Annotated in this window: 25 protein-coding genes; 6 read left to right on the top strand and 19 right to left on the bottom strand. The window is 69.2% G+C overall.

What is annotated here, in order from left to right; all coding sequences use genetic code 11:
- Positions 1–4: 4 nt before the first annotated feature.
- The 4 genes from ASH02_RS04195 to ASH02_RS04180 all read right to left on the bottom strand — a co-directional run bounded on the left by ASH02_RS04195 (position 5) and on the right by ASH02_RS04180 (position 3,559).
- Positions 5–1,690 (bottom strand): Mur ligase family protein, encoded by a 1,686-nt coding sequence (locus ASH02_RS04195; RefSeq protein WP_235530066.1) that lies wholly within the window; start codon positions 1,688–1,690, stop codon positions 5–7.
- A gap of 63 nt (positions 1,691–1,753) precedes the next feature.
- A complete protein-coding gene (gene fabI / locus ASH02_RS04190; RefSeq protein WP_056677930.1) occupies positions 1,754–2,524 on the bottom strand; it encodes an enoyl-ACP reductase FabI in 771 nt (256 codons plus the stop codon).
- Between the two features lie 38 nt (positions 2,525–2,562).
- Positions 2,563–3,267, bottom strand: coding sequence for a beta-ketoacyl-ACP reductase (locus ASH02_RS04185; RefSeq protein WP_056679341.1), 705 nt, complete (start codon positions 3,265–3,267; stop codon positions 2,563–2,565).
- 79 nt (positions 3,268–3,346) lie between these two features.
- A complete protein-coding gene (locus ASH02_RS04180) occupies positions 3,347–3,559 on the bottom strand; it encodes a dodecin (RefSeq protein WP_056677927.1) in 213 nt (70 codons plus the stop codon).
- Positions 3,560–3,623: 64 nt separating this feature from the next.
- Here ASH02_RS04180 and ASH02_RS04175 point away from each other — a divergent pair, with 64 nt between their 5' ends.
- Positions 3,624–3,944, top strand: coding sequence for a DUF3099 domain-containing protein (locus ASH02_RS04175; RefSeq protein ID WP_056677925.1), 321 nt, complete (start codon positions 3,624–3,626; stop codon positions 3,942–3,944).
- A 120-nt stretch (positions 3,945–4,064) separates the two neighbouring features.
- Entirely contained in the window at positions 4,065–4,259 is a 195-nt protein-coding gene (locus ASH02_RS04170) for a hypothetical protein (RefSeq protein WP_056677922.1), read from the top strand.
- Positions 4,260–4,290: 31 nt separating this feature from the next.
- On the opposite strand, the gene moaA is transcribed toward ASH02_RS04170, so the two are convergent.
- On the bottom strand, positions 4,291–5,283 hold the full coding sequence (moaA, locus tag ASH02_RS04165; protein WP_056677920.1) for a GTP 3',8-cyclase MoaA: 993 nt from the start codon (positions 5,281–5,283) through the stop codon (positions 4,291–4,293).
- A gap of 69 nt (positions 5,284–5,352) precedes the next feature.
- On the opposite strand from moaA, the gene ASH02_RS04160 reads away from it, so the two are divergent.
- Entirely contained in the window at positions 5,353–6,195 is an 843-nt protein-coding gene (locus ASH02_RS04160) for an SURF1 family cytochrome oxidase biogenesis protein (protein WP_056677916.1), read from the top strand.
- On the opposite strand, the gene ASH02_RS04155 is transcribed toward ASH02_RS04160, so the two are convergent.
- Genes ASH02_RS04155 through ASH02_RS04140 form a run of 4 tightly spaced genes read right to left on the bottom strand, consistent with a single transcriptional unit; the run spans position 6,136 to position 11,387 of the window.
- Entirely contained in the window at positions 6,136–6,891 is a 756-nt protein-coding gene (locus ASH02_RS04155; RefSeq protein WP_056677914.1) for an SDR family oxidoreductase, read from the bottom strand. The genes ASH02_RS04160 and ASH02_RS04155 overlap by 60 nt on opposite strands.
- Before the next feature lie 30 nt (positions 6,892–6,921).
- On the bottom strand, positions 6,922–7,878 hold the full coding sequence (locus tag ASH02_RS04150) for a D-2-hydroxyacid dehydrogenase family protein (protein ID WP_056677909.1): 957 nt from the start codon (positions 7,876–7,878) through the stop codon (positions 6,922–6,924).
- On the bottom strand, positions 7,875–9,758 hold the full coding sequence (locus tag ASH02_RS04145) for an ABC transporter ATP-binding protein (protein ID WP_056677906.1): 1,884 nt from the start codon (positions 9,756–9,758) through the stop codon (positions 7,875–7,877). Before ASH02_RS04145 ends, ASH02_RS04150 begins: the two co-directional genes overlap by 4 nt.
- A 30-nt stretch (positions 9,759–9,788) precedes the next feature.
- Positions 9,789–11,387, bottom strand: coding sequence for an ABC-F family ATP-binding cassette domain-containing protein (locus tag ASH02_RS04140; RefSeq protein WP_056677902.1), 1,599 nt, complete (start codon positions 11,385–11,387; stop codon positions 9,789–9,791).
- A gap of 69 nt (positions 11,388–11,456) precedes the next feature.
- On the opposite strand from ASH02_RS04140, the gene ypfJ reads away from it, so the two are divergent.
- Positions 11,457–12,392, top strand: a complete 936-nt coding sequence (ypfJ, locus tag ASH02_RS04135) for a KPN_02809 family neutral zinc metallopeptidase (protein WP_056677899.1) — start codon at positions 11,457–11,459, stop codon at positions 12,390–12,392.
- 4 nt (positions 12,393–12,396) lie between these two features.
- Here the strand turns inward: ypfJ and ASH02_RS04130 are convergent, their stop codons facing one another.
- Together ASH02_RS04130 and ASH02_RS04125 are read right to left on the bottom strand one after the other, a co-directional pair.
- Positions 12,397–13,287 carry a phosphotransferase gene (locus ASH02_RS04130; protein WP_056677896.1) on the bottom strand — a complete coding sequence of 297 codons (891 nt, stop codon included), beginning with the start codon at positions 13,285–13,287 and terminating at the stop codon, positions 12,397–12,399.
- A 19-nt stretch (positions 13,288–13,306) separates the two neighbouring features.
- Positions 13,307–13,954, bottom strand: coding sequence for an acVLRF1 family peptidyl-tRNA hydrolase (locus ASH02_RS04125; RefSeq protein WP_082563559.1), 648 nt, complete (start codon positions 13,952–13,954; stop codon positions 13,307–13,309).
- 48 nt (positions 13,955–14,002) lie between these two features.
- Here ASH02_RS04125 and ASH02_RS04120 point away from each other — a divergent pair, with 48 nt between their 5' ends.
- On the top strand, positions 14,003–14,581 hold the full coding sequence (locus tag ASH02_RS04120) for an RNA polymerase sigma factor (protein ID WP_082563558.1): 579 nt from the start codon (positions 14,003–14,005) through the stop codon (positions 14,579–14,581).
- Positions 14,578–15,654 (top strand): hypothetical protein, encoded by a 1,077-nt coding sequence (locus ASH02_RS04115; RefSeq protein WP_056677887.1) that lies wholly within the window; start codon positions 14,578–14,580, stop codon positions 15,652–15,654. The genes ASH02_RS04120 and ASH02_RS04115 overlap by 4 nt, the downstream gene beginning before the upstream one ends.
- 135 nt (positions 15,655–15,789) lie before the next feature.
- Here the strand turns inward: ASH02_RS04115 and ASH02_RS04110 are convergent, their stop codons facing one another.
- From ASH02_RS04110 to ASH02_RS04075, 8 genes are all read right to left on the bottom strand, one after another.
- Positions 15,790–16,146 carry a metal-sulfur cluster assembly factor gene (locus ASH02_RS04110; protein ID WP_056677883.1) on the bottom strand — a complete coding sequence of 119 codons (357 nt, stop codon included), beginning with the start codon at positions 16,144–16,146 and terminating at the stop codon, positions 15,790–15,792.
- Positions 16,139–16,612: a Fe-S cluster assembly sulfur transfer protein SufU gene (gene sufU / locus ASH02_RS04105; RefSeq protein ID WP_056679338.1), complete on the bottom strand. Its 474-nt coding sequence runs from the start codon at positions 16,610–16,612 to the stop codon at positions 16,139–16,141. Before sufU ends, ASH02_RS04110 begins: the two co-directional genes overlap by 8 nt.
- 5 nt (positions 16,613–16,617) lie before the next feature.
- Positions 16,618–17,874 carry a cysteine desulfurase gene (locus tag ASH02_RS04100; protein WP_056677880.1) on the bottom strand — a complete coding sequence of 419 codons (1,257 nt, stop codon included), beginning with the start codon at positions 17,872–17,874 and terminating at the stop codon, positions 16,618–16,620.
- A 5-nt stretch (positions 17,875–17,879) separates the two neighbouring features.
- Complete coding sequence (gene sufC, locus ASH02_RS04095; RefSeq protein WP_056677877.1) at positions 17,880–18,638, bottom strand: Fe-S cluster assembly ATPase SufC; 759 nt, start codon at positions 18,636–18,638, stop codon at positions 17,880–17,882.
- 35 nt (positions 18,639–18,673) lie between these two features.
- The gene (locus tag ASH02_RS04090) at positions 18,674–19,009 is read right to left on the bottom strand and encodes a non-heme iron oxygenase ferredoxin subunit (RefSeq protein ID WP_056677874.1); all 336 of its coding nucleotides are present in this window, start codon (positions 19,007–19,009) and stop codon (positions 18,674–18,676) included.
- Positions 19,006–20,163, bottom strand: a complete 1,158-nt coding sequence (gene sufD / locus ASH02_RS04085) for a Fe-S cluster assembly protein SufD (RefSeq protein ID WP_235532505.1) — start codon at positions 20,161–20,163, stop codon at positions 19,006–19,008. Before sufD ends, ASH02_RS04090 begins: the two co-directional genes overlap by 4 nt.
- A 73-nt stretch (positions 20,164–20,236) precedes the next feature.
- Entirely contained in the window at positions 20,237–21,655 is a 1,419-nt protein-coding gene (gene sufB / locus ASH02_RS04080) for a Fe-S cluster assembly protein SufB (protein WP_056677866.1), read from the bottom strand.
- On the bottom strand, positions 21,652–22,371 hold the full coding sequence (locus ASH02_RS04075) for a helix-turn-helix transcriptional regulator (RefSeq protein ID WP_056677863.1): 720 nt from the start codon (positions 22,369–22,371) through the stop codon (positions 21,652–21,654). Before ASH02_RS04075 ends, sufB begins: the two co-directional genes overlap by 4 nt.
- Positions 22,372–22,424: the final 53 nt, after the last annotated feature.

Here is a 22,424-nt window from a genome sequence, read left to right as displayed (position 1 = left end):
TCCGTCAGTCTCGGGCCGCGCGGACCTTCTCGGCCAGGTGTTCGGGGCTGTCGGGCGTGCCGCCCTTGCCGGCGATCCAGTCGTAGCACTCCTGGCGCTCGGCGTGGCACATGATGCCCACGACGTCGCCGGGCTGCGCCTGGGCCACCAGTGCTTCGAGTCCGGACACCTCGGTCGGCCACGACACGATGTGCGTGGCGCCCACGCGTTCCGCCCCGGCGCGCATCAGCACGTCGAGCTCGTCCGTCGTACGCCCGCGCAGGTAGCGCTCCTTGTGGCAGATCGCCAGCACGTCGGCGTCGCGGCCAGCGATCTCGCCGAGCTGCTCGATCAGCTCGTCCTGCCGGTCGCCGACCACGCCCAGCCCGAGGAGGATCCGCGCACCGGGACGGCGTACGCCGTTCATGATCTCGATCAGCGCCTCGAGGCCGGCCTCGTTGTGGGCCAGGTCCATCACCACCGAGACCTCGCCGATGGAGAAGAAGTTCATCCGGCCGGGGTTGTGCTCGGCGTCGGGTCGGAACGTGCGCAGGCCCTCCACGACGACGTCGCGGGGCATCCCGATGGCCAGGGCGGCGGAGGCAGCGGCCAGCGTGTTCTCGACGTTGAAGCGGGACAGTCCGGCCAGCGTCATCGGCACGTCGACCAGCTCGATCAACGGGTCGGCGTCGCGGCCCGGTGTCAGCACGGCGACCCAGCCGTCGATCACGGTGGTCGCCCGACCGCCGCTGTTGAGCACCTCGCGGACGGCCGGCGAGTCGGGGTCGCGGGAGAACACCCAGGGCTGGGCCTTGATCACCTGACGCATCGCCAGGACCCGTGGGTCGTCCCCGTTGAGCACCGCCCAGCCGTCGGGTCGGGTGATGCGCGGGACCACCGCCTTCACCTCGGCGAGCTGGTCGACGGTGTCGATGCCCTGCAGCCCGAGGTGGTCGGCGGTGACGTTGGTGACCACCGAGACGTCGTTGCGGGTCAGGCCGATGCCCTTGAGCAGGATGCCGCCGCGCGCGGTCTCGGTGACCGCCAGCTGCACCTGCTTGTGGGCCAGCACCCGGCCGGCACCCGACGGGCCCGAGTAGTCACCCGGCTCGACCAGCTCACCGTCGATGTAGATGCCGTCAGTGTTCGACCAGCCGACCAGCAGTCCGTTGGTGCGGGCGATGTGCGCGATCATCCGCGAGGTCGTGGTCTTGCCGTTGGTGCCGGTGACCGCGACGACCGGGATGCGCGGCTTGATCGTGGTCGGAGCCGCCCCCGCCTCGACGGTCGCCAACCGTTGCGCCACCTCGCTGACGAGGACATCGATGTCGGCGCCCGGCAGCGCGTCGAGCACCTCGGCCACCGCGCGGCCCAGGGCCTCGCCCTTGTTGCGGTGCCGCCACGGGAAGGCGACCACGATCTGGTGCGGGTCGTTGGTGGGGCGGACGCGTACGGCGAGGCGCGCGGTGCCCGACTCCCCCGCGATCGACCGGACCAGCCGGGCCACGGCCCGGGTGGCGAAGCGCTGCCGGAAGCCGGAGCCGGCGGCACCCTGGCGGACGTTCTTCAGTCCGATCCGACGCGCGAACCGTTGCACCGTCTCATCCGGCGCCTCGGCCAGCGGCGTGATGTCGAGGGTCAGTTTCACCGCGGCCCGCGGGAAGTAGAGATTGGGGCCTTCGAGGATGCGCAGCTCGATGAGTGAAGTCACCCACGGAACGGTACAGACTCATCCCGGCATCGCCGATCTCCGGCACGCGCAGGCTGGATCGGGTCAGGCACCCATCGCGTGGAAGCCACCGTCGACGTGCACGATCTCGCCGGTGGTCGCCGGGAAGAAGTCGGACAGCAAGGCACAGACCGCACGCGCGGTGGGCTCCTGGTCGGTGTTGTCCCAGCCCAGCGGGGCACGCGTGCCCCACATGTCCTCGAGGTCGGAGAAGCCGGGAATGGCCTTGGCAGCCAGCGTGCGCAGCGGCCCGGCGGAGACCAGGTTGCAGCGGATGCCGTCGGCGCCGAGGTCGCGGGCCAGGTAGCGCGAGGTGGACTCGAGGCCAGCCTTGGCCACGCCCATCCAGTCGTACGCCGGCCAGGCGACCGTCGCGTCGAAGGTGAGGCCGACGACGGACCCGCCCTCGCTCATCAGCGGCTTGCTGGCCACGGCCAGCGACTTGAGGGAGTACGCCGAGACCTGGACCGCCTGGGCGACGTCACCCCACGGCCCGTCGAGGAACTTGCCGCCGAGCAGGGTCTCGGGGTTGCCGTAGGCGATCGAGTGCACGACACCGTCGAGACCGTCGACGTGCTCGCGCACGAGCTCGGGCAGCCGGGCGAGGTGGTCCTCGTCGGTGACGTCGAGCTCGAGCACGGGCGGCTCGACGGGGAGGCGCTTGGCGATGCGCTTGGTGATGCCGAGTGCGCGACCGAAGTTGGAGATCAGGACGGTGGCGCCCTGCTCCTGGGCGACCTTGGCCACCGCGAAGCCGATCGAGCTGTCCATCGTCACACCGGCGACGAGGATCCGCTTGCCGTCGAGAATGCCCATGCGTCTTGCTCCTTGTGTCAGGGAGGGGTGGGAGGAGGTCAGTGGCCCATGCCGAGGCCGCCGTCGACCGGGATGACCGCGCCGGTGACGTAGGCGCCGCCGTCGCCGGCCAACCAGGTGACCGCACCGGCGACGTCCTCGACGCTGGCGAAGCGACCCAACGGGATCTGGGACTGGTAGGCGGCCTTCTGCTCCTCGGGGAGCACGTCGGTCATGTCGGTGGACACGAAGCCGGGGGCCACGACGTTCGCGGTGATGGAGCGGGAGCCGAGCTCACGGGCCAACGATCGCGCCATGCCGACGAGGCCGGACTTCGACGCGGCGTAGTTGACCTGGCCCGGCGAGCCGAGCAGGCCGACCACCGACGAGATGAAGATGATGCGACCGCGACGCAGTCGGAGCATGCCCTTCGCGGCGCGCTTGGCCACCCGGAACGAGCCGGTGAGGTTGGTGGCGATGACCGAGTCCCAGTCGTCGTCGGTCATCCGCAGGACGAGGGTGTCCTTGGTGATTCCGGCGTTGGCGACCAGCACCTCGACGGGCCCGTGGGCCTCCTCGATCTGCTTGAACGCGGCATCGACCGCGGCCGGGTCCGTGATGTCGCAGCGGACGTCGAGAGCCCCTTCTGGTGCTCCGCCGTTGCGCGTCGTGACGGCGACCTGGTCGCCCTGGTCGAGGAACGCCTGGGCGATGGCGCGGCCGATCCCGCGGTTGCCGCCGGTGACGAGAACTGATCTGCTCACGGTCACCGACGCTAGAGATTACCGAGGGGTATGCCTAAAGCCACGGCTGTGACCTCAGTCTCGACGGACCGCTCGGAACTCAGTCGTCCTCGAGGCGGAAGCCGACCTTGAGGCCGACCTGGAAGTGCTCGACCTGTCCGTCCTTGACCTGCCCGCGGACCTGGGTCATCTCGAACCAGTCGATGTGGCGCAGGGTGCTGGCGGCGCGGTCCACGGCGTTGCGGATGGCCTGGTCGATGCCGTCGGGCGACGTGCCGACGATCTCGGTGACGCGGTAGGTGCGGTTCGACATCGGGGGACCTCCAGTGGGGTGTACGGCGGACAACCCCACCAGCCTAGCGACGTACGATGGGGGCATGCCACGCGAGGACCCGGAAGCAGTGCGGATCACCACCGCCGCGCCCTCGCCGGCCGTCGAGATCGCGGGCCGGCAACGGCGCTACTTGATCTCGATGGGCATCCGCACGGTCTGTTTCGTCGGGGCCGTGGTCGTCGGAGACGGCTGGCTGCGCTGGGTGCTGGTGGTGGGCGCCGTGTTCCTGCCCTACCTCGCGGTGGTGTTCGCGAACGGCACACCGCAACGTCGCGAGGTCGAGCTGCGCCCCACCGACTGGTTCGGTCGCGAGCTGCCCGGCAAGGAGCCGAGCCCGACTCCGAGCACGAAGCGCGACACGTGAGTCCCGGATTGGATTCGGCGCTCGGTCGTGCAATCATCAACCAGCGAATGCCGGACGACCTCCCCCGTGGCCGTCCGGCATTCGCCTTTTCCCGAGCCTCTTCACGAAGGGAGCCACCACGTGGATGACGAGTTGCGGTGCTCTGCCAAGGGCTGCCAGGAAGCCGCTCGGTGGTCCCTGCTGTGGAACAACCCGAAGCTGCACACGCCCGAGCGTCGCAAGACGTGGCTGGCCTGTGACGAGCACAAGGAGTCACTCAGCGAGTTCCTCGCCGCGCGCAACTTCCTCAAGGACGTCGAGCCACTCACGTCCTGAGCCCGGTTGGGGCGCGCCGCGTCGAAGCGGGTCAGCCGCCGATCGCGGACATCGGCCGGGTCGGCTGGAGGAACGACGGGTCGTTGATGCCGTGCCCGGGCAGCTTGCCGACCACGGCGGCGATCCAGCGTTCGGCCAGCTCGGCGTCGGTGGCACCGGCGCGCAGCGCCGTTCGCAGGTCGGACTCCTCGCGGGCGAACAGGCAGTTGCGCACCTGGCCGTCGGCGGTCAGCCGGACCCGGTCGCAGTCGCCGCAGAACGGGCGGGTCACCGAGGCGATGACGCCGACCGTGGCCGGACCTCCGTTGACGCTGAACAGCTCGGCCGGCGCGCTGCCCCGCGGCTCCTCGGCAGGAGACAGGTCGAACTCGGCCTCGAGCGCGGCGAGGATCTCGTCGGCGGTGATCATCGTGTCGCGTCGCCAGCCGTGCTGGGCGTCGAGCGGCATCTGCTCGATGAACCGCAGCTCGTAGCCGCGGTCGAGCGACCACTGCAACAGCTCGGGGGCCTGGTCGTCGTTGACGCCACGCAGCAGCACGGCGTTGATCTTCACGGGTCCGAGGCCGGCGGCATGGGCGGCCTCGAGGCCGGCCACCACATCGTGCAACCGGTCGCGACGCGTGATCTCGGCGAACGTCTCCGGGCGGATCGTGTCGAGGCTGACGTTGACCCGGTCGAGCCCCGCCTCGGCCAGCGCCTGGGCGTTGCGAGCCAGCCCGAGGGCGTTGGTGGTCAACGAGATCTCGGGGCGCGGCTCCAGCGCGGCGGTACGCCGGACGATGTCGACCAGTCCCCGTCGCACCAGCGGTTCGCCGCCGGTGAACCGCACCTCGCGCACGCCGAGCAGGTTCGTGGCGACGCCGACCAGCCGGACCAGCTCGTCGTCGGTGAGGACGGAGTCGTCGGGCAGCCAGTCGAGGCCTTCGGCCGGCATGCAGTAGGAACACCGCAGGTTGCACCGGTCCGTCAGCGAGACGCGCAGATCCGTCGCCGTACGGCCGAAGGCGTCACTCAGGGTCTGCATCACCCCATCCTAGTTGGCCGGTCCTACCCGCTCCGATTCGCGGTGCCGTGTCGGGATAACCTCGACCGCGTGAGATCCCTGTCGTTCCTCTTCACCCGGCGGTGGATCGTCTTCTTCCTGGTCGTCATCGCCCTCGCCTGGGTGGCCTGGCGACTGGGTGAGTGGCAGTTCCACCGGTTGGAGGACCGCAAGGCCTCCAACGCGATCGTGGAGCGCAACACGAGCGCTGATCCGGTGCCGGTGGACGAGGTCCTCTCCCCCGGCGGCACGGTCGACACCGAGCACGAGTGGCTGCGGGTCACGGCCACCGGCGAGTACGACGTCGACGACACCGTGATCGTGCGCTACCGCACGCGCGACGGCCAGTCCGGTGTCGACGTGGTCGTCCCACTGGTCACCTCGTCGGGGACGGCGCTGCTGGTCGACCGCGGCTGGCTGGCCACGCAGAACAGCGGCGCCCGGCCCGACGACGTCCCCGCGCCCCCGGAGGGCCAGGTGACCGTGACCGGGTGGGTCCGCAAGGACGCGTCCGGGGACTCCACCAAGGTCTCCGACCACTCCACGCGCTCGATCTCCAGCAAGCACATCGCCGAGGCGCTCGACCTCACGACGTACGGCGGCTTCGTCGACCTCGTCTCGGAGGACCCCGAGCCGGAACAACCCCTGGCCGGGGCCGAGACACCCGAGAGGAACAACGGACCGCACTTCTTCTACGGCCTGCAGTGGTGGTTCTTCGGGCTGCTCGCGATCATCGGCTTCTTCTGGATGGCGTACGACGAGTGGAGCGGCAAGAGCTCCCAGCGGACGCGCCGCCCACGGCGCTCGAAACAAGAACAGGAGCCGCGGGGGCGGTCACAGGGGGCGCGAAAGCCCACCGTCAACCGCAAGCAGCACCCCGCTGACAAAGCCTGACGCCGGCGACATCAGGAACGCCGCCGTCCTGCCGAACTCGTCCGGGGTGCCGTAGCGCCGCAGCGGGATCGAGCTGAGCTGCTGTGCCTTGGAGGCCTCGGCGTCGCCACCGGCCGCGTCGAGCTCGCGCACCCGCTCGGTGTCGATGCGCCCGGGCATCAGCCCGTTCACCCGGATGCCCCGGGGGCCCAGCTCGTCGGCGAGCTGCTTGGCCACCATCGCCAGGCCGGGGCGCAGCCCGTTGGAGATCGCCATGTCGGCCAGCGGCGCCTTCGCGGAGATCGAGAGCACGAACGTGATGGATCCGCCCTCCTCCAGCACCGCGGCAACCTCGCGGGCCACGCGCACGGCGCCCAGGAAGACGGACTCGAAGGACGTGGTCCAGTCTGCGTCGCTGGTGCCGGTCACGCTGCCCTTGGGCGGTCCGCCGACGGAGATCAGCACTCCGTCGAGCCGGCCCCAGGTGTCCTGTGCCGCGGCGACCAGACGACCCGGTGCGGCGGGGTCCGAGTTGTCGGCCTCGACCGCGACCGCCCCCTCGCCGAGCTCGGCCACGGCGGCGTCGAGGGAGTCACGGCTGCGCCCCGACAGCACCACCCGTGCACCGTCGGCGACAAGCTGGTCGGCGGTGGCGCGGCCCAGGCCGCGGGCTCCCCCGGTGATGACGTAGACGCGGTCACGAACGTTGAGGTCCATACCGCGAATCCTGCCACCCGGGGTGGGCGCTCAGGTCAGCAGGCGCACCGGGGAGCCGGCCTGCCAGGCGGCGATGTCCTCGACGGCGCCGGTGAAGTAGCCCGCATAGTTGCGCCGCGTCACGTAGCCGAGGTGCGGCGTGGCCAGGACGTTCGGCAGGCCACGCAGCGCGTCGTCGAACGGCAGCGGCTCGGTGTCGAACACGTCGAGACCGGCCCCGGCGAGGCGACCGTCCTGCAGCGCCTCGACGAGCGCCGGGGTGTCGACCAGGCCGGCGCGGGAGGTGTTGACGAGAAACGCCGACGGCTTCATGGCGGCCAGCTCGGCGCGGCCGATGATGCCGCGGGTGGCCTCGGCCAGCACCAGGTGGAGGGTCGTGAAGTCGCTCTCCGCGAGCAGCGTGGGCAGGTCCGCTGCCCGGCGTACGCCGACCTCGGCGCAGCGTTCGTCGGTCAGGTGCGGGCTCCAGGCCACGACATCCATTCCGAACGCCTGCCCGATCCGTGCCACGCGGGAGCCGATCTTGCCGAGGCCGACGACACCGAGCACGGCTCCGTGCAGGTCGGCGCCGAGGGTGCTCTGCCACGGGCCGCCCGACGCGAAGGACGGGACCTCGACGTGGAGCCCGCGGGCGAGACCGAGGACCAGGGCCCAGGTCAGCTCGGTGGGCGGCTCGGACGCGCTCGGTGTTCCGCAGACCACCACGCCGCGTGCGCGGGCCGCGTCGAGGTCGATGGAGGCGTTGCGCAGACCGCTGGTCACGACCAGCTTCAGCCGGGGCAGCCGGGCCAGCAGGGTCGCGGTGATCGGCGTGCGTTCGCGCATCACCACGAGGATGTCGGCATCGGCCAGTGTCTCGGCGCAGGCGTCCTCGTCGGGCAGGTGGTCGTGCAGGAACCGCACCTGCACGTCGTCGAGGGTGGCCCAGTCGGCCAGCCCCTCGGCCACGGCCTGGTAGTCGTCGAGCACCGCACACCTGAGGGTCACGGTCGTCCTCCGGCGGTGTCGTCGATGAACTGGGTGCGGTGGAGCAGCCCGTAGAGGCCACCCTGCGCCAGGAGCTCGGCGTGGGTGCCGCGCTGGACCACGCGGCCGTCGTCGACCACCAGGATCAGGTCGGCACCGCGCACGGTCGAGAGGCGGTGCGCGATCACCAGCGACGTGCGGCCGACGAGAGCGGCGTCGAGGGCCCGCTGCACCGCCGCCTCGGACTCGGAGTCGAGGTGCGCCGTGGCCTCGTCGAGTACGACGATCGCGGGCGCCTTGAGCAGCAGTCGCGCGATGGCGAGGCGCTGGCGCTCACCGCCGGAGAGCCGGTAGCCGCGGTCGCCGACGACGGTGTCGAGCCCGTCGGGCAGGTTCTCCACGAGCCGCCCGATCTGGGCCGCGTGGAGGGCGTTCCAGATGGCGCGGTCGTCGGCCTCGCGTCGGGCGTAGAGCAGGTTCGCCCGGATCGTGTCGTGGAACATGTGCGAGTCCTGGGTGACGTAGCCGACCACGTTCTCCAGCGACTCCAGGGTCACGTCGCGCACGTCGTGGTCCCCCACGTGCACCGAGCCACCGCGGACGTCGTACAACCTGGCGACGAGGTGGGTGATCGTGCTCTTGCCGGCCCCGGAGGGCCCGACCAGGGCCACCATCTGGCCGGGCTCGGCGACGAACCCGATGTCGTGCAGCACCTCGCCGGAGTCGCGGCTCTCCTTGCGGGCCACCACCTCGAGCGAGGCCAGGGACACCTCGTCGGCGCGTGGGTAGGCGAAGGCGACGTCGCGGAACTCGACCCGTGACGCACTGCGCGGAAGCACGACGGCGTCCGGCTTCTCCTGCACCAGGGACGGTAGGTCGAGCACCTCGAAGACCCGCTCGAAGCTGACCAGCGCGGTCATCACGTCGATGCGCACGTTGGAGAGACCCTGCATCGGACCGAGCAGCCGGAGCAGCAGGGTGGCCAGCGCCAGCATGGTGCCGACGGTCAGCTTCTCGTGGATGGCCAGGTAGCCGCCCACGCCGTAGACCAGCGCGGTGGCCAGCGCGGGCACGGTCATCATCACGGCCGCGAAGATGCGGGTGATCAGCGAGATGCGGACGCCGAGGTCACGCACCTTGCCGGCCTTCTCGGCGAAGAGCGCGTCTTCCTCGTCACGGCGGCCGAAGAGCTTGAGCAGCATCGCGCCACCCACGTTGAACCGCTCGGTCATGGCGTTGCCCATGTCGGCGTTGCCGTCCATCTGGTCGCGGGTCAGCCCGGCCAGGCGCTGACTGACCCAGCGGGAGGCCAGCAGCAGGATCGGGAAGAGCATCAGGCACAGCAGCGTCACCTGCCAGCTCAGCGCCAGCATGGCGATGCCGACCACGACCACCGAGATGCCGTTGGAGACCGTGCTCGACAAGGTGGAGGTGAACGCGCGCTGGGCGCCGATCACGTCGTTGTTGAGCCGCGAGACCAGCGCACCGGTCTGGGTGCGGGTGAAGAACGCCAGTGACTGGCGCTGCACGTGCCCGAAGACCCGGGTGCGCAGGTCGAAGATCAGGCCCTCGCCGATGCGTGAGGAGAGGTAGCCCGACGCGATGGCGAGCAGGCCGCTGAAGATCGCCACTCCGGCCATCGCCGAGGCCAGCCAGGCCACCAGGCCCATGTCGGACTTCAGCACGCCGTCGTCCACGATCCGCTGCACCAGCAGCGGCGTCACCACCACGAGGCAGGCGTCGACGACCGTCAACGCCAGGAACCCGGCGATCAGGCGTCGGTGCGGACGCGCGAACGACAGGACCCGACGCACGGTGCCCCGGTCGAGCTTGCTGTCGGCGACGCTGCGGTCGGTGCGCAGGTTGCGCCAGGTGGCGCCCATCCCGCTCATGCCGGACATGGCTGGCCCCTCAGATCAGAACCGCCCATGTCAGGCCAGCGAGACCAGGTCGGCGTACCCCTCGTTCCACAGGTCCTCGTCGCCGTCGGGCAGCAGCAGCACGCGGTCGGGCTCGAGGGCGCGCACGGCACCTTCGTCGTGGGTGACAAGGATGATCGCGCCCTCGTAGGTGCGGATCGCGGCCAGCACCTCCTCGCGGGAGGCGGGGTCGAGGTTGTTGGTGGGCTCGTCGAGCAGCAGCACGTTGGCGCTGGAGACGACCAGGCTGGCCAGGGCCAGGCGCGTCTTCTCACCACCCGAGAGTACGGCGGCCGACTTGTGCGCGTCGTCACCGGAGAAGAGGAACGAGCCGAGGACGCTGCGGGCCTCGGTGTCGGTCAGCTGCGGCGCCGCGGACTGCATGTTCTCCAGGACGGTGCGGCTGGTGTCGAGGGTCTCGTGCTCCTGGGCGTAGTAGCCGACCTTGAGCCCGTGGCCCGGGATGACCTCGCCGGTGTCGGGGCGGTCGACGCCGGCCAGGATGCGCAGCATCGTGGTCTTGCCGGCGCCGTTGAACCCGAGGATGACGACGCGGCTGCCCTTGTCGATGGCCAGGTCGACGTCCATGAAGACCTCGAGCGAGCCGTAGGACTTCGAGAGCTCCTTGGCGGTCAACGGGGTCTTGCCACACGCGGCAGGAGCCGGGAACTTGATCTTCGCGACCTTGTCGGCCTGGCGCTCGCCCTCGAGGCCGGCCATCATCTTCTCGGCGCGCTTGAGCATCGACTGGGCGGCGGTCGCCTTGCTGGCCTTGGCCCGCATGCGGTTGGCCTGGTCGGTGAGCGTCTTGGCCTTGGTCTCTGCGTTGGCCCGCTCGCGCTTGCGGCGCCGCTCGTCGGTCTCGCGCTGGGTCAGGTAGTTCTTCCAGCCCATGTTGTAGACGTCGATCTCGGCCCGGTTGGCGTCAAGGTGCATGACCTTGTTGACCGTCGCCTCGAGGAGGTCGTTGTCGTGGCTGATCACGATCAGCCCGCCCTTGTAGCTCTTCAGGAAGTCGCGCAGCCACACGATCGAGTCGACGTCGAGGTGGTTGGTGGGCTCGTCGAGGAGCATCACCTCGGCGTCGGAGAAGAGGATGCGGGCCAGCTCGACCCGGCGGCGCTGGCCACCGGAGAGCGTCCTGAGCGGTTGGGTGAGGATGCGCTCCTCGATGCCGAGACTCGCCGCGATCGTGGCCGCCTCGGACTCGGCGGCGTACCCTCCGCCGGCGTGCAGCTCGTTGTCGGCGCGGGCGTACTGCTTCATCGCGCGCTCGGAGATGGCGGCGTCCTCCGACCCCATGTCGGCCTCGGCCTGTCGCAGTCGACGTACGACGTCGTCGAGGCCACGCGCGGACAGGATCCGGTCGCGGGCCATCACCTCGGGGTCGCCCGTGCGGGGATCCTGGGGCAGGTAGCCGACCTCACCGGTCGACAGGACCTTGCCGGAGGCGGGCAGTGCTTCGCCGGCGAGAATCTTCGTGAGGGTCGTCTTGCCGGCACCGTTGCGACCGACCAGGCCGACCTTGTCGCCTGCTGCCACGCGGAAACTTACGTTCTCCATGAGGAGACGCGCACCGGCACGGACCTCTAGTTGCTGTGCGGTGATCATCAGGATCGTTAGTGTACGTGGGAGAAGGGTCTCCCCCGGCATCCGCACGGGCATCAGGAAGGACGCAGCATGCGCTTCAATCCCAAGGCACGGATCGATTCGGGAAAGGTCTCCGATGCCGGTGGCGGCGGTGGCGGGCTCGGCGGACGTGGCGGCGGCATGAAGTTGCCGATCCCGACCGGTGCCGGCGGCGGCAAGATCGGCCTGCTGATCCTGGTGATCGCCTTCCTGGTCACCATGTGCAACAACGGCAGCATCCCCGGCATCAACCAGGGCGACGGGAGCTCGCAGAACAACGCGGCCGGCAGCGACCCTGCCCAACAGCAGGAGGCTGATGCCTACGACGAGTGCAAGACCGGCGAGGACGCCAACAACTCGGAGGCGTGCTCGCGCAAGGCGATCCTCCAGCTGCTGGAGACCTACTGGTCCTCACAGTTCAAGAGCGGCGACTTCGTCGCGGCCCCGGCTGTGACGTTCTCCGGCTCGACCAACACCGGCTGCGGTGGCGCCACGTCCGCGGTCGGACCGTTCTACTGCCCCTCCGACCAGACCATCTACCTCGACCCGACGTTCTTCGACGACGTGCTCGAAGGCCAGCTGGGTGGCAAGGGCGGCGACTTCGTGGAGCCCTACGTACTCGGCCACGAGTACGGCCACCACATCCAGAACATCACCGGACAGATGAAGAACGTGAAGACCCAGCAGGGTGCCGACAGCGACGCGGTCAAGCTCGAGCTCCAGGCCGACTGCTACGCCGGCCTGTGGACCCACCACATCGAGTCGCTCAAGGACGACAACGGCGAGCAGATCCTCACCATCGACGACGCCGACATCGAGGAGGCCGTCGGCGCCGCCTACACGGTCGGCGACGACCACATCCAGGAGGTCACCGGCGGCCGGGTCGATGCGAACCAGTGGACCCACGGTTCCTCGGAGGAGCGGATGAAGTGGTTCAAGACCGGCTACGACTCCGGCGACTACGAGGCCTGCGACATCTGGAACTAGCCCGTCAGAGCAGCGCCTCGATCTGCGGGAAGAGGCGCTGCAACGAGCGCAGGTAGGGCGCCACGCTCGGGTGGCGGTACTTCCCGGCCAGCGCGCCGGGTCCGTCGGCCACCCGTGCCAGCGCCCATTCGGCACGCGACATCGCGGTGTGGACGGCGTTGATCCTGGCGCCGAGCAGCACCTGCGCCCGCGTGGCAATGCCCGCCGGAAGACCGTCGGCGTAGGCGTCGACCAGCACGTCGAAGTCCTCGCGCGCGGTCAGGGCGAGGTAGCCCAGGTCAGCGCCGACCGGCCCGATCCCCAACATCGACCAGTCGATGGCCACGACGTCGTCACCGTCGCGGGCGATCAGGTTGGCCGCGGCGGGGTCGCCGTGCTGCGCCACCTCCGGCAGCCCGTCGAGTACGTCGAGGTGCTGGCCGCGCAGCTGCCACAACCGGTCGGCGACATCCGCGACCGTCGTACGTTCCAGGGTGCGCCAGCCGCCGTTGTGCTCCACCCTGGCCAGCCGCGTGGCCAGCTGACGCCTCGCCAGCCAGGGGTACGCCGGCAGGTCGGCGCCGGCGAACCGGCCGAGCGCCCGCGCCACGAACGGACCGGGCAGCGTCTCGCTCTCGACGTACGCGTGCCACAGCGTGATGCCCTCGTCGTCCTCCTCGACCTTGGCTGCGCGGACGCTGCGCAGGCCGGGCGTCTCGTCGACCACACCGGACGTCGCGACCTCGGCCGGGCGCCGCCACCACGCGAAGTGCGACCGGTCCGAGAGCTCTCCCGGGTCACCCGGCAGGGGCGCCTGGAGCCGCTTGACCACTTGGTCGCCGCAACGCCACACACCCACGGTCGAGGTCCCCATGCCTCCGGGCACGGGTTGCCAGCCTGGTTCGGGCTGCCACATGCTGACTCCTGCGGTCTCGTCAGGTGTTGACGACCGTCATCCTGACAGAACCCGCGTCCGCGATGGCGGCTTCGAGCACCGAACGGCGCGGGTCGGGCACGGCCAGGAAGGGCTCGACCACCCTGGTCGCGAGCATCCGGAGCCGCTGGTCGACGAGCACGGCCTCGACGGCTTCGTGGTCTCCCCCGGTCACCAGCACCACGTCGGGGTCACCGGCGGCCGAGCGGAGTCTCTCCTCGAACGGACCCAGGATGCGTACGGCGTGGCCGGCCGCGGCCTCGTAGGCCTGCCTGGCCTGGTTGTCGCGGCGTCGGGCGAAGCGTTGCTGGCTCTGGCCGCCGGCCTTGGTGCGTCCCTGCACGTGGCGCTGCCCGACCTTGGACTCGACGACCGCGTCGCCCTCCAGTCTGGCGATCGCGAACCCGCCCTTGCGCACCAGGAGCACGCCCCACTGGGCCGGTGGGCTGCAGGCATCGAGGAAGTCGGACGGGTCGGCGCGGTCGTCGTACGCCCTGCCGAACGGTGGGAGCGCCTCGAACGTCGACCCGTCACCACCGAGCCCGGTCAGCGCTCCCCCGGACACCGCCAGGTCGCAGCCGTCGTGGCGAGCCTCGAAGTTCTCCACCCAGCGCGCGATCCGCATCGCCGGCACCAGGAGAGTTGTCACCCGGCGAGGCTAGCGGAACGGTCGGGTGCGCCGTACCGTCTCACCACCATGCCGCAACCACCCACCGAAGACGTTCCCCAGGAAAATGAGCTGGTCCGGGAACCCGGGGCCGCGTCGGCGCGTGTTGTCCGTGTGGAGACCGAGGAGCTTGCCGAGCTGTACGCACACGCGTGCGCACCCCTGATCGGCCTGCTCACGGTCGTCGGTGGTGATCGCGCCGACGCGGAGGAAGTCGCCCAGGAGAGCTTCGTCAGGCTCCTGCAGCACTGGCCGAAGGTGCGCACGTACGACGACCCCGAGGCATGGGTGCGCTCCGTTGCGGTGCGCCTGCTCATCTCAAGGAAGCGGCGGCTCAAGGTGGCCCGGCTCGGGCTGCAGCGGCTGGGGCGCCGTGCCTCGATGGCCGCACCGACGGACCCCGCTGCCGGTGTCGAGCTGTCCGCTGCGCTTGCCGGTCTGCCGGTCGAGCAGCGCGCGGTCCTGGTGCTGCATCACGTGTGTGACCTCCCGGTGCAGGAGGTCGCGGACCGGCTCCACGTCCCTGTTGGCACGGTCAAGTCGCGGCTGTCACGGGCGCGTACGGCGCTCGCCCCGCTGCTGGCCGATGAGGAACGGAGCACGACATGAGTGACTTTGAGAGGCGCCTGTCGGACGAGGTGTCCGCAGCGATCCCATCCACGACCCCACCCTTCGATGAGGTCGTCGCGGTCCGTGATCGCCGACGCAACCGGCGTCGTGGTGCAGTCGCGGCCATCGCCGTCGTCGCCGTCATCGGCGGCGTCTTCGTGGCCACCGGAGTGCTGCAGGAGGATCCCGTGGGCAAGGGACGCACGGACGTCGCCTCGAGCGAGTCGCCGTCGGCAAGCGCCACCAAGGGCTCGGGTCGCACGTTCGACCCAGCGCTGCCACTGCCCATCATCCTGAACCTCGCCGCCGGCGATCGAGACCTCAACCCGTGGACGTCGTGCTGGAGCGGACCGCCCGACGGCGAAGGGGTGGTCACGCAGACGTGCTCCGACGGCATGCCCCCGAAGAACCCTGTTGCGGCGGGCAGCCCGGATGACGTCGAGTTCACCTTCCCCGCCGACGGATGGACGTTCGAGGCGACCTTCCGTCCGTCGGACGCCGCGCCCTGTGCACAGAGCTTCACGGTGCCGGTGGAGAAGACGGGAGCGCAGACCTTCCGGATCGATCCCGTGGGGCCTGCCGGGGCGTGGGAGGTCGACGTCTTCGGCCGCGGCCCACAGGGAGATGCAGTGGCCACCTTCGCCTGGGAGACGCCCACCGCCGGCACCGTGCCGCCGCCCCGCTCCTTCATGAGCCTCATCGAGGCTGGCGACGGCGGAGAGGTTCAGGCACCGAGTAGTCTCGAACTGCTCTTCTCCGGGCTGGACCGATCACCGGGGAAGGCGAGCGTCGCCGTCACGGTGACCGCTGCCAACGGCAACTCCATGCAGTTGGACACCGAGCGAGTGATCGGCCACGAGTGCATCGCCGAGGGCACGCTCTCGTTCTCGGGGACCCGCGCCCAGGCGCGACAGGCCGCCAGGCTCGGCCCGGCGCCTTTCACCTACGACGTCGACCTGACCCTCGACGGCACGACGTACGCCGGCACCGGGACGTGGCCGACCGACCAGCGCAAGGACGAGGCGCCGTACGTCGACCTCACCTTCGATCCTCCACTGCCGGCCTACGAGTGACCCGGGAGTCAGTGCCCGGTCGCCCGTCCTCGGCGACCACGATCGTGCAGGTGCGCCGTCGTGACACAGCAAATCGCGAGAACCCGACCCGGATCATGCACAGGCACGATCCGGCTCGGGTTCCGACAAGGTCGGTCAGACGTTGAAGCCGAGGGCGCGCAGCTGCTCGCGACCGTCGTCGGTGATCTTGTCCGGGCCCCACGGCGGCATCCAGACCCAGTTGATCGCCACGTCGTTGACGATCCCCTCGAGCGCGGAGTTCGTCTGGTCCTGGATCACGTCGGTCAGCGGGCAGGCCGCCGACGTCAGCGTCATGTCGAGCACGACGTTGGAGCCCTCGTCGAGGTGCACGTCGTAGACCAGGCCGAGGTCGACGACGTTGATGCCGAGCTCGGGGTCGACGACGTCCTTCATCGCCTCGACGACGTCGTCCTTGGAGACGGTCGTGGTGGTACCCACGGGCGCCTCGGGAATGTCAGAGTGGTCAGCCATTGGTGGTCTCCTTGTTGTCCGCTGAGCTGGCAACGATCTGGGCCGTCGCGTCCTTCCATGCCATCCACGACAGCAGGGCGCACTTGACCCGGGCCGGGAACTTCGCGACACCGGCGAAGGCGATACCGTCCTCGAGGACGTCCTCATCGGGCTCCACGTTGCCGCGGCCCTGCATGAGCTCCTGGAAGGTCGCGTGGATCTGCATTGCCTCGTCGACCGGCTTGCCGATCACGAGGTCGGTCATCACCGAGGCCGACGCCTGCGAGATGGAGCAGCCGACCGAGTCGTAGGAGACGTCCTCGACGACGCCTCCGGCAATGTGCACCCGGAGGGTCACCTCGTCACCGCACGTGGGGTTGACGTGGTGCACCTCGGCCTCGAACGGGTCACGGAGACCCTTGTTCAAGGGGTTCTTGTAGTGGTCGAGAATGATCTCTTGATAGAGGGTGTCGAGTTCCTGGCTCATGATGATCAACCCAACTTGAAGTAGGAGCGGGTGTATTCCAGCCCCTCGACGAGGGCGTCGATCTCGGCCGGCGTCGTGTAGAGGTACGACGAGGCGCGCGTCGAGGCCTGCACGCCGAAGCGCTTGTGGGCCGGCTTCGCGCAGTGGTGACCGGCGCGGACCGCGACACCACGCGAGTCGAGCACCTGGGCCACGTCGTGGGGGTGCACGCCGTCGATCTCGAAGGAGATCGCTCCGCCGCGCAGTGCGGCGTCGAGCGGGCCGAGCACGGTCAGGCCGGGCACGGTGGCCAGGCCGTCGAGGGCGTAGGCGGTGATCGCGTGCTCGTGGGCGCGGATGGCGTCCATGCCGACGTGGCCGAGGTAGTCCACGGCCGCGCCGAGACCCACGGCCTCGACAATCGGCGGGGTGCCGGCCTCGAACTTGTGCGGGATGCCGGCGTACGTCGACCGCTCCATCGCCACGGTCTCGATCATCTCGCCACCACCGAGGAACGGCGGCAGCTGGTCGAGGACCTCACGCTTGCCCCAGAGCACGCCGATGCCGGTCGGGCCGACCACCTTGTGGCCGGTGAAGGCCAGCAGGTCCGCACCGGACTCCACGACGTCGACGGCCATCTGCGGCACCGCCTGCGACGCGTCGACGACCACGATCGCGCCGACCTCGTGGGCACGGCGGGCGATCTTTTCGATCGGGTTGATCGTGCCGAGCATGTTGGAGACCCACGTCAGCGAGACGACCTTGGTCTTCTCGGTGATCAGGGAGTCGATGTTCGACAGGTCGAGCTGTCCGTCGTCGGTGAGCCCGAACCAGCGCAGCGTGGCGCCCTTGCGCTCGGTGAGCAGCTGCCACGGCACGATGTTGGAGTGGTGCTCCATCTCGGTGATGACGACCTCGTCGCCCTCCCCGATCTCGAGCGGGCCACGGGCCCAGGCCAGCGTGTTCGCCACCAGGTTGAGCGCCTCAGAGGCGTTCTTGGTGAAGATCACCTCGTCGCGCGAGGGGGCGTTGATGAACGCGGCGACCTTGTCGCGCGCGTTCTCGAACGCCTCGGACGACTCTGCTCCGAGCTGGTGCATGGCGCGTGCCACGTTCGCGTTGTGGTGCTCGAGGTGGTCGACCATCGTGTCTATGACCACCTGCGGCTTCTGCGAGGTGTTGGCGCTGTCGAGGTAGACCAGCGGCATCCCGCCCGCCAGCTGGCGTTCGAGGATCGGGAAGTCCTTGCGGATGACTTCCAGCTCGGGGAGCAACCCGTCCATGGGGATCAGACCGCCGCGGAGACGTACTTGTCGTAGCCGTTGGCCTCGAGCTCATCGGCGAGGTCAGGACCGCCGGACTCGGCGACCTTGCCGTTGACGAAGACGTGCACGAAGTCGGGCGTGATGTAGCGCAGGATGCGCGTGTAGTGCGTGATCAGCAGGACGCCCTTGTTCTTGTCCTCGATGAAACGGTTGACGCCGTCCGAAACGACCTTGAGGGCGTCGATGTCGAGGCCCGAGTCGGTCTCGTCGAGGATGGCGACCTTGGGGTCGAGCAGCTCGAGCTGGGCGATCTCGTGGCGCTTCTTCTCACCACCGGAGAAGCCTTCGTTGACCGAGCGGGTGCCGAAGGAGGAGTCGAGGTCGAGCTTCTCCAGGGTGGCGTTGACGTCCTTGACCCAGGTGCGCAGCTTGGGCGCCTCGCCGTCGATGGCGGTCTTGGCCGTGCGCAGGAAGTTGGACACCGAGACGCCGGGCACCTCGACGGGGTACTGCATGGCGAGGAAGAGGCCGGCGCGGGCCCGCTCGTCGACGCTCATCGCCAGCACGTCGTCGCCGTCGAGGGTGACGGTGCCGCCGGTGACGGTGTACTTGGGGTGGCCTGCGATGGAGTAGGCCAGGGTGCTCTTGCCGGAGCCGTTCGGGCCCATGATCGCGTGGGTCTCGCCGTCCTTGATGGTCAGCGTGACGCCCTTGAGGATCTCCTTGGGGCCGTCTTCGGTCTCGACCGAGACATGCAGGTCGTTGATCTCCAGGGTGCTCATGTGTGCTCTCTCTTCTCTGTACGAAAGTCTGTGGTTCAGGACGGCACGACGCCGTTGAGGGTGGTGCTGATGTCGACGTACACGTCGTCGCCGCGGAGCTCGACCGGGAACGTCGTGATCGGCTCGGTGGCGGGCAGGACGGTCGGCTTGCCCGTGCGCAGGTCGAACGTCGACCCGTGCAGCCAGCACTCGATGGTGCAGTCCGCGACCTCACCCTCGGAGAGGGCGACCGCCGCGTGCGAGCAGAGGTCCTGGACGGCGAAGAACTCGTCGCCGTCGCGGGCCACGGCCACGTCGAGGTCGTCGATCGTCACCCCGAGGGCCTCGTCAGCGGGGACCTCGGAGACGGCGCAGGCGCGGACGAAGCTCATTTGAACGCCTTCAGGACGTTCTTCTCGAGCTCGGACTCGACGGTGGCGGCGAGCTTCTCCTCCAGCTCCGGCACATCGATCCTGCGGATCAGGTCGTTGAAGAAGCCGTGCACGACCAGCCGGCGCGCCTCGTCCTCCGCGATGCCGCGAGAGCGGAGGTAGAACAGCTGGTTGTCGTCGAAGCGACCGATGGCCGACGCGTGGCCGGCACCCTCGATCTCGCCGGTCTCGATCTCGAGGTTCGGCACGGAGTCGGCCTGGCACCCGTCGGTCAGGACCAGGTTGCGGTTCTCCTCGTAGGTCTCGATGCCCTCGGCGACCTTGCGGATCAGCACGTTGCCGATCCAGACCGCGTGGGCGCCCTGGCCCTGCAGCGCACCCTTGTAGACCACGTTGCTCTTGGTGTGCGGAGCGGTGTGGTCGACGAAGAGGCGGTGCTCGATGTGCTGGCCCTCGTCGGCGAAGTACATGCCGAGCATCTCGACCGAGCCGCCGGGACCGGCATAGTCGGCCGTCGCGTCGTGGCGCACGAGGTCACCACCGAACGAGACGGCCACGTGCTTGAGCGAGGCGTCGCGGCCCACCCGGGCGTGCTGGGTGGAGTGGTGCACGGCGTCGTCGGCCCAGTCCTGCAGGGACACGACAGTCAGCTCGGCGCCGTCCTCGAGGACGATCTCGATGTTGTCGGCGAGTACGGCGGTGCCGGCGAAGGTCAGCACGACGGTCGACTTCGAGAACTTCTCGGCCACGATGACGGTGTGCGAGGCGCCGGCAAGCTCGGCGCCGGTGCCGGTGTGGGCCAGGATCGTCGCTCCGTCGACCACGGTGTCCTGCGGGATGCGGACGACGGTGGCACCGTCGGCCGCGGCCCAGGCGCGGGCCGAGACCCGGTCCGTGGGCACCAGGCCGGACAGGCCGCGCTCGACGGCGTCGGCGCCGACCTGCTCGACGACCACGTCCTGCGCGGCACTCACCTCGACCGCGCACGCGCCGGCGCCGAAGGGGGCCTCGTCGTGCAGGCCCCTGAGGCGCTTGAGCGGGGTGAACCGCCACACCTCTTCACGGCCGGTGGGCACGGGGTGGTCCGCGAGGTCGAAGGACCCCTCGGGGTGCAGGTGGGAGATCACCTTGTCGACCTCGAGGGCCGAACTCACGTTCTCAACAGTTGCAGTCACTTCTTGGCTTTCTTGTACGACGGTCGGGAGGGCAGTGCGCGGAGGGCGAGGATCAGCCCACCGCACCTTCCATCTGCAGCTCGATCAGCCGGTTCAGCTCGAGGGCGTACTCCATCGGCAGCTCCTTGGCGATCGGCTCGACGAAGCCGCGCACGATCATCGCCATCGCCTCGTCCTCGGCCATGCCGCGCGACATCAGGTAGAACAGCTGGTCGTCGGAGACCTTCGAGACCGAGGCCTCATGGCCCATCGACACGTCGTCCTCGCGGATGTCGACGTACGGGTAGGTGTCGGAGCGGCTGATCTGGTCGACCAGCAGCGCGTCACAGAGCACGTTGGACTTCGAGCCGTGCGCACCCTCGTTGATCTGGATCAGGCCGCGGTAGGACGTACGGCCACCACCACGGGCCACCGACTTCGACAGGATCGAGGACGACGTGTTGGGCGCGGCGTGCACCATCTTGGCGCCCGCGTCCTGGTGCTGGCCCTCGCCGGCGAACGCGATCGAGAGCGTCTCGCCCTTGGCGTGCTCACCCATGAGGTAGACCGCGGGGTACTTCATGGTCACCTTGGAGCCGATGTTGCCGTCGACCCACTCCATGGTCGCGCCGGCCTCGCAGGTGGCGCGCTTGGTGACGAGGTTGTAGACGTTGTTCGACCAGTTCTGGATGGTCGTGTAACGACAACGGCCGCCCTTCTTCACGATGATCTCGACGACCGCCGAGTGCAGCGAGTCGGAGGAGTAGATCGGCGCGGTGCAGCCCTCGACGTAGTGCACGTAGGCGTCTTCGTCGACGATGATCAGGGTGCGCTCGAACTGGCCCATGTTCTCGGTGTTGATCCGGAAGTAGGCCTGCAGCGGGATGTCGACGTGGACGCCCTTGGGCACGTAGATGAACGAGCCACCGGACCACACCGAGGTGTTGAGCGCGGCGAACTTGTTGTCACCGACGGGGATGACGGTGCCGAAGTACTCCTTGAAGATCTCTTCGTGCTCGCGCAGCGCGGTGTCGGTGTCGACGAAGATGACGCCCTGCTCCTCGAGGTCCTCGCGGATCGCGTGGTAGACGACCTCGGACTCGTACTGGGCGGCGACACCGGAGACGAGGCGCTGCTTCTCCGCCTCGGGGATGCCGAGCTTGTCGTAGGTGTTCTTGATGTCCTCGGGGAGCTCCTCCCACGAGGTGGCCTGCTTCTCGGTGGAGCGCACGAAGTACTTGATGTTGTCGAAGTCGATCGTCGACAGGTCCGAACCCCAGTTGGGCATGGGCTTGCGGTGGAAGAGCTTGAGGCCCTTCATGCGCAGGTCGAGCATCCACTGCGGCTCGCTCTTCTTCGAGGAGATGTCGGCGACGACCTCCTCGTTGAGGCCACGGCGGGCGTTGTCACTGACCTCGTTCTTGTCGGACCAGCCGAACTCGTAACGACCGATGCCCTCGAGCTCCGGGTTTCTTTCGTCAATGGTCGTCATGAAGACGCTCCGTCCTTCTTGTCGTGAATCGTGGAGGCCTCGAACTTGTCGAGGTCGAGGTTCGGAATGCTCGTGGTGCACACGCCGTCGCCGTGCGCGATGGTGGCCAGACGCTGGACGTGTCGGCCAAGGACCCGCCCGATCGCCTCGGTCTCGGCCTCGCACAGCTGCGGGAACTCCGCGGCGACGTGGGAGACCGGGCAGTGCTGCTGGCACAGCTGGTCGGCCATCGGCAGGGTGCGGACGCCGGCGGCGTACCCGCCCTGGGTCAGCACCCTGGCCAGTGCCTGGGCCGGGGTGAGCTCGGGCTCGTCGCGCACCAGGTCTGCATAGTCACGTTCTATGAACGCCACCCGCTGCCTCGCGAATTCCATGACCGCGTCGTCGCCGGCAGTGTCGGCGAGATAACGCAGGGCATGGACCGCGAGGTCGTCGTACTGGTGACCGAGCCCGTCGCGCCCGCTCTCGGTGAGCGCGAACACCTTGGCCGGTCGCCCGCGACCGCGCGAGCCGTAGACCCGCTGCTCGCGTGCCTCGACGGTGCCGAGCTCGACCAGGTGGTCGAGGTGACGGCGTACGGCGGCCGGGGTGAGGTCGAGCAGGTGGGCCAGGTCGGCGGCCGTGGAAGGGCCCTGCTCGAGGATGGAACGCAGCACGCGGGCACGGGTCGGAGCGTCCCCTTCAGGGACGGCGACGGGTGTGCGGGTGAATTCCACAACACAAGTGTGACGTTAATGCGGGGGCCGGATCAAGCAAGGGTCACCTAACT

This window comes from Nocardioides sp. Soil796 (assembly GCF_001429525.1).
Classification (GTDB): domain Bacteria; phylum Actinomycetota; class Actinomycetes; order Propionibacteriales; family Nocardioidaceae; genus Nocardioides.
Note: the sequence above shows the minus strand (reverse complement) of the source record. Positions and strands in the feature narration are given on the sequence as shown.

Bases quoted from the DNA above. Each gene is read 5' to 3' on its own strand.
- sufB (WP_056677866.1), bottom strand. From the start codon at position 21,655: ATGACGACCATTGACGAAAGAAACCCGGAGCTCGAGGGCATCGGTCGT.
- ASH02_RS04120 (WP_082563558.1), top strand. From the start codon at position 14,003: ATGCCGCAACCACCCACCGAAGACGTTCCCCAGGAAAATGAGCTGGTC.
- ASH02_RS04180 (WP_056677927.1), bottom strand. From the start codon at position 3,559: ATGTCGAACCGCACCTACCGCGTCACCGAGATCGTCGGCACGTCGCCC.
- sufC (WP_056677877.1), bottom strand. From the start codon at position 18,638: ATGAGCACCCTGGAGATCAACGACCTGCATGTCTCGGTCGAGACCGAA.
- ASH02_RS04155 (WP_056677914.1), bottom strand. From the start codon at position 6,891: ATGGACCTCAACGTTCGTGACCGCGTCTACGTCATCACCGGGGGAGCC.
- ASH02_RS04110 (WP_056677883.1), bottom strand. From the start codon at position 16,146: ATGGCTGACCACTCTGACATTCCCGAGGCGCCCGTGGGTACCACCACG.
- ypfJ (WP_056677899.1), top strand. From the start codon at position 11,457: ATGCGCTTCAATCCCAAGGCACGGATCGATTCGGGAAAGGTCTCCGAT.
- ASH02_RS04145 (WP_056677906.1), bottom strand. From the start codon at position 9,758: ATGTCCGGCATGAGCGGGATGGGCGCCACCTGGCGCAACCTGCGCACC.
- ASH02_RS04175 (WP_056677925.1), top strand. From the start codon at position 3,624: ATGCCACGCGAGGACCCGGAAGCAGTGCGGATCACCACCGCCGCGCCC.
- ASH02_RS04100 (WP_056677880.1), bottom strand. From the start codon at position 17,874: ATGGACGGGTTGCTCCCCGAGCTGGAAGTCATCCGCAAGGACTTCCCG.
- fabI (WP_056677930.1), bottom strand. From the start codon at position 2,524: ATGGGCATTCTCGACGGCAAGCGGATCCTCGTCGCCGGTGTGACGATG.
- ASH02_RS04140 (WP_056677902.1), bottom strand. From the start codon at position 11,387: ATGATCACCGCACAGCAACTAGAGGTCCGTGCCGGTGCGCGTCTCCTC.
- ASH02_RS04115 (WP_056677887.1), top strand. From the start codon at position 14,578: ATGAGTGACTTTGAGAGGCGCCTGTCGGACGAGGTGTCCGCAGCGATC.
- moaA (WP_056677920.1), bottom strand. From the start codon at position 5,283: ATGCAGACCCTGAGTGACGCCTTCGGCCGTACGGCGACGGATCTGCGC.
- ASH02_RS04090 (WP_056677874.1), bottom strand. From the start codon at position 19,009: ATGAGCTTCGTCCGCGCCTGCGCCGTCTCCGAGGTCCCCGCTGACGAG.
- ASH02_RS04130 (WP_056677896.1), bottom strand. From the start codon at position 13,287: ATGTGGCAGCCCGAACCAGGCTGGCAACCCGTGCCCGGAGGCATGGGG.
- sufU (WP_056679338.1), bottom strand. From the start codon at position 16,612: ATGAGCCAGGAACTCGACACCCTCTATCAAGAGATCATTCTCGACCAC.